Here is an 11,970-nt window from a genome sequence, read left to right on the forward strand (position 1 = left end):
GGCGCCGGCCGGAACTCATCGGTCGGACCCGGGGCACCGGCCCGGCCGCTACGCGCGGGACTGCGGTGTGGCCATCGTCGTGCCGGACCGCAGGGTCGCCAGGGCGCCGCTCCAGGCCACCAACTGGTCGAGCATCATGTTCACCGCGCCGACCTGGTGCTCGCTGGGCTTGAACACGCTGAAGTTCTCGAAGTCGGTGAAGAGGGAGAGCGCGACCTGGGCCCGCACATCCGCCATCTGCAGCTCGGCGACCACCAGGCGGAGGTGCTCCACCGCCCGGGTGCCGCCGACGCTGCCGTAACTGACGAACCCGGCCGCCTTGTTGTTCCACTCGGCGTAGAGGAAGTCGATCGCGTTCTTCAACGCACCGGAGGTGGAGTGGTTGTACTCCGGCGTGACGAAGACGTACCCGTCGAACGAGGCGATCCTCTCGGCCCACCGCAGGGTGTGCGGCTGGGTGTACTGGCCGAGCGACGGGGGTGCCATCTCGTCGAGGTGGGGCAGGTTGAAGTCCTTGATGTCGACGAGCTCGTAGTGGGCGTCGTCGCGCTGGGCGGCGATCTCGTGGACCCACCGGGCCACGGTCTCCCCGTTACGCCCGGGACGCGTGCTGCCGATGATGATGCCGATCCTGGTCATTGCCGTTCCTTCCGTCCGTCCGCCCGGTGACAGCGGGCGCGGCCGGCGTGTACCCGGTTGGCCTGGTTTCGAACGGCGGCACCGACGGCACGGTCGCGGGTCGGTCGGTCACGGGGAGGCCGTGGCCCCGACTCAGTGCCAGTCGCTGATCTGCACGTCCCGCGGGGACGGTGCGCCCTCGCCGGTCTCCACCAGCGACTTCAGGCTCATCAGGTACGAGCCCCACTTCGTGCTGCAGTGGTGCATGAACTCCACCGGCTCCTTCCAGCCCCGGTGCGTGAAGAGCACGATCGTGTAGTCGCCGTCCTGGCGGAGGTCCCAGTCGACCGTGGTCCCGATCCACTCCTCGGGGCCGTCCACCACCCGCCACGCCACACGCTCGGCGGGCCGCAGCTCGACGACCTCCATGTCGAAGCCACCGGGCGGGAACCGGAACTCGAGGACGCCGCCGACCTCGCCACTGCCCTTCGTGTCGTCGGTCCACCAGCCGGCGAGGCCCTCGACGGTCGTCAGCGCCTCGTACACCTTGTCCGGCGTCCGGGTCCTGACCCCGACCCGGTGCAGAATGTCCACCATCTCGACTCCCCCTGATCCTCTTTGTCAGTCCGTACGGGTGTGCTGGATCGCCTCGGCGATCCGCTTGATCCGCCGCAGCCGGGCGTCCCACGCCGACCCGACCGACGACAGCTGGGCCACCGCGCGGGCGAGCTGCGCGTCGTCCACCCGGTAGCGCTTCTCGCGGCCGGCGGGCGTCGCCCGGACCAGGCCGACCCGGTCGAGGACGCCGAGGTGCTTGGCCACCGCCTGCCGGGTGACCGGCATCTGCTGGCTGAGCGTCGTCGCGGTGCCGTCTCCCTCGACGAGCAGCAGGTCGAGCATCCGGCGCCGGGTCGGGTCCCCGATCGCGGACCAGAGGTCGTCGTCGACCTGCTCGACGACCCCGGTGCTCATGCCCGCACCTGGAGCGTCGCGGCGTACGGCGCCAGCCGCGGCAGGAAGAAGTCCCAGCCCGTGCCGTGCTCCCGGTACTGCTGCTCCAGCACGGCGAGCTCCCAGCCCATCTCGCGGAAGCCGGTCTCGGTCATCCGGAGCAGCGTCCCGGCGCCCGACGGGGTCAGGTCGAAGGTGACCAGCAGCGAGTTGCCCTCCGCCGCGGCCTCGCCGGCCGGGTGCGTCCACCGGAACGAGAACATCCGCGGCGGTCGCGCGTCGACGACGGTGAACGGCACGACCGTCCCGCCGGCGTCGCGGTCGCCGAAGACGATCTCTCCCGTCGACCCGGGCGTCGGGTCGTACCGGGCGTCGTCCGGCCACCACTGGCGGAGGTGATCGGGGCTGCTCACCACCTCGAAGACGATCTCGGGCGACGCCTCGACGTAGATCTCGCGCTCGATGGTCCCGAACTCCATGACATCCTCCTGCAACGTTTGGTTGCGCATGACGCTACCGGGGATGCCGCCCTGACGCAACCATCGGTTGCTCTTTGAAGAATCCGGTGAAGGGTCAGCGAGGGGACATCGGTGCGAGGCCGAGGCGAGCGAGCGCGGCGCACCCGCGAGCGGCGTGCTCGCCCCCGGCGAGCACCAGGGTCCGGGCCGCCTGGTAGCGGCAACCGCTCGCGTCGAAGGCGGCGGCCGTGGCCAGAAGCCGTTCCCGGTCGCCGTCGAACAACGCGCCGGCCCGGGCCACGATGGCGGCGGCGACCGGGTTGCCGGCCACGACGGCCCGCGCCTCGGCCAGGCGGTCGCCGGCGTCGGGGTTCCCGGCGAGCACGCTCGCTTCGGCACGCAGCGCCACATACCAGTGGAGCCAGATCCAGGTGACCCACTTCCACACGTCGCCGGGCTCGGGCGCCAGCCGCTCCCACGCCTCCCCCGCCCGCCCGTCGTGGAGCATGAGCATCGCGTCGAAGACCGCGCCGTAGCCGTAGACGTGCTCCGGTGGGGTGCCCAGCCGCCGCAGGACCGCGTCCCACTCGCGCCGGGCGTCGTGGTCGTCGCGCAGGCCGTGGATCATCGCCACACCGGCGACCGCCGGGCCGAGCACCGACCGGGCGGGGCTGCCGGCCCGCTGCCACGCCTCGAGGAACCGGGCGCTGCCGGTCAGGACGTCGTCGACGTTGCCCGCGAGCGCGTCGGCCACCAGCAGCCAGCTCGTGGCACGGTGGCCGACCTCCGCCAGCAACGGATGATCCGCGAGTTGCCGGCCCCACCGGCGGGCGCCCGGCAGGTCCCCCGCGCCGAGGCCCGCCTCGGTGGCCATGCCGAGCGCGTCGATCAGCTCGTGGGTGCCGGCCGGAGTGTCCGGCGCGGACGCGAGCAGCGTGATCCGGCGCCGCGCCGTGGCCGCGGCGCCGAACGCGTCACCGGCCCAGCTCCGGGCGCCGGTGAGCGCGTCGAGCGCGGCGGACTCGGCGAGCGGATCACCCGTGCGGTGCGCCAGCTCCACCGCCCGTTCGGCGCGGCCGATCGTCTCCGGTACGTCGTTCTCCGGTGGACCCTGGGCGGCGCCGAACGCGTCGGTGAGCACCCCCGCCTCGGCCAGCGCCAGCGCGGCCCGGGCGGCCCGGTCGTCGCCGGCCAGCTCGCGCGCCTCGGCGATGAGCGCGACCGCCTCCGCCTCCGGGGTGAGCCGGGCGAACTTGCTCCAGAACCGGTAGGCGTTGGTGGCGGCGGTCGCCAGGTCGGCGGCGGCGCCGGCGGTGTCCCCCGACCGGCGGGCGGCGTCCGCGGCCGCACGGTGGAAGCGGTACATGTCGTCGCCGCGCATCCGGCAGCCGGCCACGGCCGCGGCCTGCCGGAGCATCGACGCGGCGTCGGCCGGGTCGTCCGCGAGCACGGCCGCCTGCTCGAAACGCAGCTGGGACTCGCCGACCAGGTTGCGGGTGAAGGCCAGTTCCGCCAGGTGCCGGGCGAGCCGGTACGCGTCCGCGCGGTGCTCGGGGCGGTCGGCCGACCACGCCAGGGCGGCACGGAGGTCGTCCGCCACCGCGTCGAAGCGGGCCCGCCAGTCCGTGCGGACGACCGCCAGGCCGGCGGCCTCGGCCAGGCACCAGCGCAGGTGGCGGGTACGCGCGTCGTCCAGGTCGCCGGCCTCGGTGAGCCGCTCCGTCCCGTACTGGCGGATGGTCTCCAGCGCCCGGTACTCGGTGCCGCCGAGCGAGGGGGTCACCACCAGCAGGCTCTGCTCGGCGAGCCGGGCCAGCCCGTCGGCGACAACGCCCGTCGCGGACCCGGCGACCTCCGCCGCCGCCGCAACGGTGAACGGCGCCACGAACACCGACACCCGGCGCAGCAGCGCCCGGTCGGCCGGCTCCAGCAGGGCGTGGCTCCAGTCCAGCGCCGCCCGCACCGAGCGGTGCCGGTCGTCGGCGCGGGAACCGCCGGCGAGCATCCGGAGCTGGTCGGACAGGCCGGCGGTGAGGCCGTCCAGCCCGAGCGTGGACCAGCGGGCGGCGGCCAGCTCGATCGCGAGCGCCACTCCGTCGAGCCGCGCACAGACCGCGGCGATGTGGTCGCGCAGGGCGGGATCCGGCGGCGGGCCCACCGCGGCCGCCCGCTCCAGGAACAGCGCGACGGCGTCCGACTCGCCGTCGCCGGCCAGCGACAGCGGCGGCACCGGATACACGCGTTCGAACGGCACCATCAGCCGGGCCCGGCTGGTCGCCAGCACCGTCACCCGGGGGCACGTGGCGAGCAGCCGCTCGACGAACGGCGCCACGCCGTCCCGTACCTGCTCGCAGTTGTCGAGCACCAGCAGGGCGTGCCGGTCGGCCAGCGCGGCCACCACCGACTCGTCGATGGCGGCGCCGGGCTGCTCGCCCAGGCCGAGCGCGCCGGCGACCGCGGCCGCGACCACGGCGGCGCCCGGGTCGGTGACCGGGACCAGGTCGACGAACCACACCCCGTCGGCGTACCCGCCGGCCGCCTCGGCGGCCAGCGTCAACGCGAGCCGGGTCTTGCCCATGCCGCCGGGGCCCACCGCGGTCACCTGCCGGTGGGTCTTGAGGATCTCGGCCAGCTCGGCCCGCTCCCGGGCCCGGCCGACGAACGAGGTCAGCGGCGTCGGCAGGACCGGCGCCGAGTGGGACCGCCCGGCGCGACCCAGCTCGGACGCGCGCTGGGCGAGCGCCCGCCGATCCGGCATCGCCAGCTTGCGCAGCAGCGCGGAGACGTGGCTCTCCACCGTGCGCACCGAGATGAACAGCCGTGCCCCGATCTCGGCGTTGCTGAGGTGCTCTCCCACCAGCGCCAACACCTCGGCCTCCCGGGCCGAGACCTCCCCCGTCGCCGTCACGGGCCCATTCTCGCCCACCCCCGTGGCGTCGATCCGTGGTGGTTTCCGTGGTCGGCACCGATGCCGGTCCCGCCACCGGCGGGCGAGGCTCGAACGCAGGCAGATCGGCGACGGGGAACGGAGTGGCGGAGATGAACCCAGGGTCTGGTGTGCGTTCGTGGGCGGGCTCGGTCGGGCGGCTGCTGAGACAGCCGGTGCTCCGCCGGCTCCTGCCCGGAATGCTGGTCTCCGCCCTGGGCGACGGCATGAGCATGGTCGCGGTGGCGTGGCTCGCGGTCCAGATCGCGCCGGCCGGCCAGGCCGGTGTCTGGACCGGGCTGGCGGTGGCCGCGTACGCGCTGCCGGCCCCGATCGGCGCGGCCGTGCTCGCCCGGCTGGTCCGGGGGATGCGCGCCGCGCACCTGGTGGCGGCGGACGCCTCGGTGCGAGCCGTGGCGCTCGGCGCGGTCGCGGTCCTGGCGGTGGCGGGCCTGCTGGAGCCGGTGGCGTACGTGGCGTTGCTGGCGGTGTCCTCGCTGCTGCACGCGTGGGGGAACGCCGGCGCGTACACGCTCGTCGCCGAGGTGCTGCCGGAGGAGGACCGGCTCACCGGCAACGCGCTGCTGTCCACGTTCGCCCAGGCCGCCTTCGTGGTCGGCCCGGCGCTGGCCGGCGGGCTGACCGCGCTGGTCGGCCCGGGCTGGGTGATCGGGGTCGACGCGCTGAGCTTCGCGGTGCTGGCCGTGGCGGGGTGGACGGTCTCCGGCCGGCGGGCCGCCGCCCTCGGGGTGACGCCGGCCGAGCCGGCGGCGGGCGGCTGGCGCACCATCCTGGACCGGCCACGCCTGCTCGGGCTGATCGCCGTCACCTGCGCGTTCTTCTTCCTCTACGGCCCGGTCGAGGTGGCCCTGCCGGTCCACGTCGCCCACGGCTTGCACGGCTCACCGGGCCTGCTGGGTCTCTACTGGACGGTGTTCGGCATCGGGGCGACGGCCGGTGCGCTCGGGGCGGCGCTGCTGCGGCACCGCCCGCCCTGGCCGGTCGTGGTGGGCATCGTCGTCGGCTGGGGCGCCGCCCTGCTCCCCCTCGGGCTCACCGACGCCGTCGCGCCCGGGCTGCTCGGGCTCGCCGTCGGCGGTCTGGTCTACGGCCCGTTCACCGCCATCTCCACGGCGCTGTTCCAGCGCGACACCCCACCGCAGGCCCTGAGCCGGGTGCTCGCCGCCCGCACCGCGCTGACCACCCCCGCCACCGCGCTGGGCACCCTGGTGGGCGGACCGGTCGTCGCCGCGGTCGGCGGCCGGCACACCCTGCTCATCTCCGCGCTGCTCACGATCGCGCTCGGCGCCGGTGTCGCCGCCGCCCTGCGGCTCGCCCGGTCCGGCCGGCAGCCGGCGCGGACGAGGCCCAGCGGTGGCACCTCTACGATGCGAGCGTGATTCACGTCACTCCGGCGCGGAGGCCGTACGCGCTGCTCGCCGCCGCGATCGTCCTGGTGTTGCTCGGTGCGGGCGTGGCCTGGGGCGTCGGCGACGCGCTCGGGCTGAGCCACACGCCCGCGGCCGTGCCGCACGAGGACGTCGCCGCCCCGCCGCGGCGGGTCGCCGCACCGGCGCCGCCGCTGGCGTCCGTGGTCGTGCCCGACGAGCCCCGCACCCGCAAGGCCGGTGCCGCGGTCGCCGACGCCGTCGCCGCGCGCGGCCTGCCCCGCCCGGCCGTCACGACGTCCGCGCCGACGCCGGCGGGCACCCCCCTCCCGGCGCGGGCTCCGGACCTGTCGAGGGTGACCACGCTGCGGGCGGGCGTGCTCCCCGCGCCGGCCGGGGCCGCCGAGTCCTACCGGCTCGGCGTGCGCGGGGCCGAACTCGCCGTCGACGGGACCGATGTCGCCGGCGCCGCGGCCGGGCTGTACCGGCTCGCCGACCGGATCCGTTCCGGCGCCGAGGCGCTGCCCGCCGCCGACGCGGGCCGGCTCGTCACGCCCCGGCTCGGCCTGCGGCTCACCGACGCCGGCTCGGTGGGCCGCGAGCCGGACCCGGCCGCCTTCGCCGCGGGCGACGACTACCACCTGAACACCGACGTGGTCGGGCCGGCGCTGCTGCCGAGGGCGCCGTGGGTGGACGCCGAGGCGGTGGCCCGCGTCGACGCGCAGTTCCGGCAGTTCGTCGACCACTCGGTGGCGCAGGGCTACAACGCCGTCGTCGTGCCGGGCTTCCTGGAGTACGTGACGTTCGCGAAGGTCGGCGACGGGCACGCGGTGTACCCGCCGGGCGACACCCACGTCGACCGCGCCAGGGCCATGGTCGCGGCGTTCGGCCCGGTCTTCGGGTACGCCGAGGAGATGGGCGTGAAGGTCTTCCTGCTCACCGACATGCTCGCGGTGTCGCCGCCGCTGGAGGCGTACCTCACGAGGACCGTCGGCGGGCTCGACGTGGCCGATCCCCGGCTCTGGGCCGTCTACCAGGCCGGGCTGGCCGAGCTGTTCGAGAGCATGCCCTTCGTCGACGGGCTGATGGTCCGCGTCGGTGAGGGCGGCGAGGTGTACGCCGCCGACGGCTGGGACTACTCCTCGAAGCTCGCCGTCACCACGGAGGCGTCCGTGCGCGCGATGCTGCGCGCGCTGGTGGACACCGCGGGGAGGGCCGGCCGGGAGGTCATCTTCCGGACCTGGACGGTCGGCGTGGGCGCCGTCGGCGACCTGCACACCAACCCGGAGTCCTACGCGCGGGTGCTGGGCGGGATCGACGACGAGCACCTGATCGTGTCCACCAAGTACACCCTCGGCGACTTCTACAGTCACCTGCCGCTGAACACCACCCTGCTGGCCGGCGCGCACCGCCGCATCGTGGAGTTCCAGGCCCGGCGCGAGTTCGAGGGGTTCGGTTCGCTGCCCAACGACCTCGGCCCGCTGCACCGCCAGGCGCTGCGGGCCTTCCTCGCCGCCAACCCGAGGGTCGAGGGCGTCTGGAACTGGACCCAGGACGGCGGCCCGCTGCGCGCCGGACCGATGTCGCTCTACCTGCGCACCGGGTTCTGGCAGCTGTACGACCTCAACACGTACGCCGTGGCGCGGCTGGCCTGGGACCCTGACGCCGACCCGGCGCAGGTCACCGCGGACTGGGCGTACCGCACGTTCTCCGCCGACCCGGACACCGTCGCCGCCATCGGGCAGGCCATGGCGCTGTCCCGGCGGGCGGTCACCGGCGGCCTCTACATCGGCCCGTACGCCGACCGGTCGGTGCGGGCGCTCGGGCTGGAGCCGCCGCCGATGATGTGGATCTTCGAGTGGGACATCCCGACCGGCGACTCGGCGGCCCTGGACAGCATCTACGCGGTGAGCGGCGGCCGGGTCGAGGAGGCGGTCGACGAGGGTGCGCGGGCCGTCACGCTGGCCCGGCGCATGCGGGACCTGGTGGCCGCCACCGACCCGGCGACCTGGCGGGACGCCGGGCTGCGCGAGCACTTCGCCCGCACGCTCGACTACCAGGTGAACCTGTTCGAGACGCTGGCCGCCTACCGGACCATGGTGCTGCGGCACGCGCAGTGGCTGGACACCGGCTCCCCGGCCGCCCACGACGGCTGGCGGGCCGCCGCGTCCGCGTACCGGGTCGCGCGGGACGTCCACCGGCAGCGCTACGGCGCCGACCTGGACCTGCCCGCGTACCACTTCACGGCCGCCGACCTCGGCGCGGAACGGGCGGACCGGGACCCGGCGATGGCCTGGGCCGCGCGGGCGCTGCTCGCGCTGATCCTGGTGGTGGTGCTGCTCGGCCTGCGCGGGCGTGGGCCCGGCGGCGCCGCCGCGCGCGGGCTGCTGCTGGGCACGGTCCGGCCGTGGCGGGTGGCCGCGCTGCCGGCGCCCGCGTCCCGGGCGGACCGGGTTCTCGTGTGGCTGGTCCCGGCCGTGGTCCTGGTGGCGAGCCGGCTCGTGTTCACCTGGTTCGCCGCCCCCGCGCACCTGCTGGTCAGCCTCGGCGGGTGGGCGCTGTTCGCCCTCGTCGTCCGCCTCGCCGTCGGCCGGCGGGATCCGTTCCACCTGTGGGCCGTGGTGGGCGGCGTCGCCCTGCTGCGCAGCGTGCTGCTCCTGGCGGCGCTCGCCGGGCGCGGGCCGGGGGCCTACTGGTTCGCGTTCTGGACCGCGCCGGCCCTGCGCGCCGCCTACGTCACGGCCGCGGTCGCCGCGTTCGGCTGGCTGTTCGTGGCCACCGCCGTCGTCCTCCGCGACCGGTACGCCGTGCGGCGGCGCCGCGTCGTCGGGCTGACCCTGACCGCCGCGGGCGTCCCGCTCGGCGTGCTGGCCGGTCTGGTCGCCCTGATCGGTCTGGAACGCGCGTTGACGGTGTGGAACGACCAGATGGCGCTGCTGCCCTGGGGCCTGTCCCGCATCCTCGGCATCACGGTCTACCTGGGCATTCCTACCGGCCTCCCGGGTTACGCCGCCGGCGTCGGAGCCGCCCTGGCCGGCGCCGGCCTGCTGCTGTCGATGCGCCCCGGCCGGCGGGCGGCCTGACCGCCCTACGACCCGCCCGCACGGTGTCCGGCCCGGGCCCGGCCGATGCACCGCCACCGCGAGCGCGACGCTGGTCGGGGGGATCGTCTTCGCCCGGTTCGGCCTCGACTGGGTGCGGAGCGCCTGACGGGTTCGGACTGACCGGGCACGCGAGCAGCCGCCCGGGAGGAGGTTGGGCCCGGCCGGGTGGGGTAGACCGCCGCGATGGGCGGGGCGCTCCTCGGCCGGGTCCACCCGGTTCGGATCCCCCAGGACGGCTCGGGGGGCCGATGTCCGATGCAGCAGCGCGGCCGGGTGGGCCGGAGCCGTCCGACGACGTGGTGGAACTGCGGGTGCACGGGGCCTCCGCCACCCGGGCGAGTGCCGGCCAGGTCCTGGCCCTGCCGCAGATCGAGCAGGTCGCGGGCGACCGCAGCGGGGGCTTCTACCGGGCCGGTCGCCAGGAGCCGGGCGCGGGCCGCACCGGGCGGGTGACGCTGGAGGCGTACCGCTGGGGTGACCTGCCCGCGGGGACCATGGCCCGGACCGTGGCGCTCGTGTTCCTGCTGCCGTTCATGCTGGTCAACGTCGCGATCTGGATGCGCCCGGCGAACCGGGGCTCCGACGCGACCACCCGGTCCCTGTGCCGGTTGCTGGCCCTCACAATCACCGCGCTGTACGTGCTCGCCGCCGCCGGTGTCGCGCTGGACCTGATCGCGTGGAAGTGCATGAGCTCGCCGCACTGCCTGGCCGGGCGCGGTTGGTTGTCCTGGCTGGGTGGGCGGCCGGTCGGGCTGCGGCTCGCCGTGCTGGCGCTGGTGCCGGCCGCCGCCGTCGGCCTGCTCTGGCGGGCCAGCACGCGCCCGGGGCGGGTGTTCGAGGCGTTCCGCCCTCCCGAGGCGGCGATCTCCGGGCACCGGCTCGGCGCCGTCGGCCGGTGGGACGCGGAACCCCTGGTGGGCCGGCTGCGCTCCATCCACGTCGCGGCGGCGTTCGCGACGCTGGACGTCACGCTGCTCGCCGCCCGGGCCGCGCCCGGCGCCTCGCCCGCCACCGTCGCGCTGGCGGTCGTCACCGGTACGGTCCTGGTCGCCTGCGCGGTCCTGCTCTGCGCGCCCCCGCTGATCGACCGGGCCGCCACGGACCGGCGGCTCGACCGGATCACCGGCACGCTGCGGACGGTCGCCCTGGTCCTGACCGCCGTCGTCGCGGCCCACGTCCTGACCGGCCCGGCCCCCTGGCCCGAGGGCGGCGGCCTGCCCGGCTTCGACGCGATCCTCACCTGGCTGTTCGTCACCCAGACGACCCTGCTGGCCGCCCTGGGAGCGGCGCTGCTCCGGCTGCGGCTCCGGAGCCGGCGGGCGGGCGCCGCGCCGCTGCTCGGGCTGGGAGCGTTGGCGATCGCGGCCGCCGCCATCAGCCTCGCGGTGGCGTACTCCGCCGAACTGGTCTACCGGGTGGCGGACTTCCTGGACCGCGACGCGCCGACCGCGGTGGGTGTGGCCGACTGGGCGCCGCGGGCGTGCACGTGGGCGATCTTCGGTTTCTTCCGCACGGTGCTGATCACCCTGGTCGTCGCGGGGCTGGTGACCGTGATCTCGCGACCGCGCCGGTTCCGCGCCGCGGCGGCGGTCGTCGCGCGTGACTACCCCGATGCACCGCCGGAAGCCGGGCCGCGGCTGCGGCAGGTGCGGAAGGCGATCGCCCGGGCCCGGTTCACCGAGAACCTGATACCCCTCGCCGTGGTCTACGCCGGCCTCGCCGGGATCGGCACGGCCACCACCACCATCGGCCTGTTGAAGCTGTGGCCGGGTGACGTCGTCGAGCGGTACGTCGGCGTGCCGGCCGACCTGGTCACCTTCGCCCTCGCGTTCGGCAGCTGGCTGATCGCGGCGATCATCGTCGGCCTCGTGCTCGGCGCGATCTTCGCCTACCGGACCAGCGGATTCCGGCGCCATGTCGGCATCCTGTGGGACCTCGGCACGTTCTGGCCCCGGGCCGCCCACCCGTTCGCGCCGCCCTGCTACTCCGAGCGGGCCGTGCCGGAACTGGCCCGGCGGATCACCTACCTCGTGGAGCGCGGCAACGCCGTCGTGCTCACCGGGCACAGCCACGGCTCGGTCCTGGCCGCCGCGACGGTGCTGCAGTTGCCACCCCGGGTCAGCGGCCGGGTCGCGCTGCTCACCTACGGGTCGCCGCTGCGCCGCCTCTACGCCCGGCTCTTCCCGGCCTACGTCGACGACGAGGCCCTGCAGGAGATCGGCGCCCGGGTCGGCTGGCGGTGGCTGAACCTGTGGCGGGACACCGACCCCGTCGGCGGCTGGATCTTCTCCGCCCACCCGCCCGCCGCGCCGGACCGGGCCGGCGACCCGGCAGCGACGGTGGACCGCCGGCTGCGGGACCCGGTCGCCGTGGTGGCCCCACCCGGCGACAGCGTCCCACCGCCGATCCAGGGGCACCGGCCCACCGAGTTCGCGCAGCCGTTCACCGAGGCGGTGGAAGAGCTGGTCGAGCGCCTCGGCGAGCCGCCGGCCCCTGGTCCGCGCTGACCCCCCGGTCGAGGGGTG

8 protein-coding genes are annotated in these 11,970 nt (G+C 75.6%); 3 read left to right on the plus strand and 5 right to left on the minus strand.

The genetic code is table 11. The annotated features are described in order from the left end of the window. Window positions 1-48: 48 nt before the first annotated feature. From ACQP12_RS21170 to ACQP12_RS21190, 5 genes are all read right to left on the minus strand, one after another. Complete coding sequence (locus tag ACQP12_RS21170) at window positions 49-639, minus strand: NADPH-dependent FMN reductase (RefSeq protein WP_357943580.1); 591 nt, start codon at window positions 637-639, stop codon at window positions 49-51. Window positions 640-771: 132 nt separating this feature from the next. After that, window positions 772-1,215, minus strand: coding sequence for an SRPBCC family protein (locus ACQP12_RS21175; RefSeq protein ID WP_357943582.1), 444 nt, complete (start codon window positions 1,213-1,215; stop codon window positions 772-774). A 24-nt stretch (window positions 1,216-1,239) separates the two neighbouring features. Next, window positions 1,240-1,590 carry an ArsR/SmtB family transcription factor gene (locus ACQP12_RS21180; protein WP_433281331.1) on the minus strand — a complete coding sequence of 117 codons (351 nt, stop codon included), beginning with the start codon at window positions 1,588-1,590 and terminating at the stop codon, window positions 1,240-1,242. Further along, window positions 1,587-2,048 carry an SRPBCC family protein gene (locus ACQP12_RS21185; protein ID WP_357943586.1) on the minus strand — a complete coding sequence of 154 codons (462 nt, stop codon included), beginning with the start codon at window positions 2,046-2,048 and terminating at the stop codon, window positions 1,587-1,589. Before ACQP12_RS21185 ends, ACQP12_RS21180 begins: the two co-directional genes overlap by 4 nt. Before the next feature lie 94 nt (window positions 2,049-2,142). After that, window positions 2,143-4,935, minus strand: a complete 2,793-nt coding sequence (locus tag ACQP12_RS21190) for an ATP-binding protein (RefSeq protein ID WP_433281333.1) — start codon at window positions 4,933-4,935, stop codon at window positions 2,143-2,145. Window positions 4,936-5,066: 131 nt separating this feature from the next. Here ACQP12_RS21190 and ACQP12_RS21195 point away from each other — a divergent pair, with 131 nt between their 5' ends. The 3 genes from ACQP12_RS21195 to ACQP12_RS21205 all read left to right on the plus strand — a co-directional run bounded on the left by ACQP12_RS21195 (window position 5,067) and on the right by ACQP12_RS21205 (window position 11,952). After that, window positions 5,067-6,353, plus strand: coding sequence for an MFS transporter (locus ACQP12_RS21195; protein ID WP_433281335.1), 1,287 nt, complete (start codon window positions 5,067-5,069; stop codon window positions 6,351-6,353). Beyond that, window positions 6,350-9,424, plus strand: coding sequence for a hypothetical protein (locus ACQP12_RS21200; RefSeq protein WP_433281337.1), 3,075 nt, complete (start codon window positions 6,350-6,352; stop codon window positions 9,422-9,424). Before ACQP12_RS21195 ends, ACQP12_RS21200 begins: the two co-directional genes overlap by 4 nt. 269 nt (window positions 9,425-9,693) lie before the next feature. Next, window positions 9,694-11,952, plus strand: a complete 2,259-nt coding sequence (locus ACQP12_RS21205; RefSeq protein ID WP_433281339.1) for a hypothetical protein — start codon at window positions 9,694-9,696, stop codon at window positions 11,950-11,952. Window positions 11,953-11,970: the final 18 nt, after the last annotated feature.

Origin of the sequence: Micromonospora sp. CA-244673, from assembly GCF_050948395.1 — a bacterium.
Classification (GTDB): Bacteria; Actinomycetota; Actinomycetes; order Mycobacteriales; family Micromonosporaceae; genus Micromonospora.

Bases quoted from the DNA above. Each gene is read 5' to 3' on its own strand.
- ACQP12_RS21170 (WP_357943580.1), bottom strand. From the start codon at position 639: ATGACCAGGATCGGCATCATCATCGGCAGCACGCGTCCCGGGCGTAAC.
- ACQP12_RS21175 (WP_357943582.1), bottom strand. From the start codon at position 1,215: ATGGTGGACATTCTGCACCGGGTCGGGGTCAGGACCCGGACGCCGGAC.
- ACQP12_RS21180 (WP_433281331.1), bottom strand. From the start codon at position 1,590: ATGAGCACCGGGGTCGTCGAGCAGGTCGACGACGACCTCTGGTCCGCG.
- ACQP12_RS21185 (WP_357943586.1), bottom strand. From the start codon at position 2,048: ATGGAGTTCGGGACCATCGAGCGCGAGATCTACGTCGAGGCGTCGCCC.
- ACQP12_RS21195 (WP_433281335.1), top strand. From the start codon at position 5,067: ATGAACCCAGGGTCTGGTGTGCGTTCGTGGGCGGGCTCGGTCGGGCGG.
- ACQP12_RS21205 (WP_433281339.1), top strand. From the start codon at position 9,694: ATGTCCGATGCAGCAGCGCGGCCGGGTGGGCCGGAGCCGTCCGACGAC.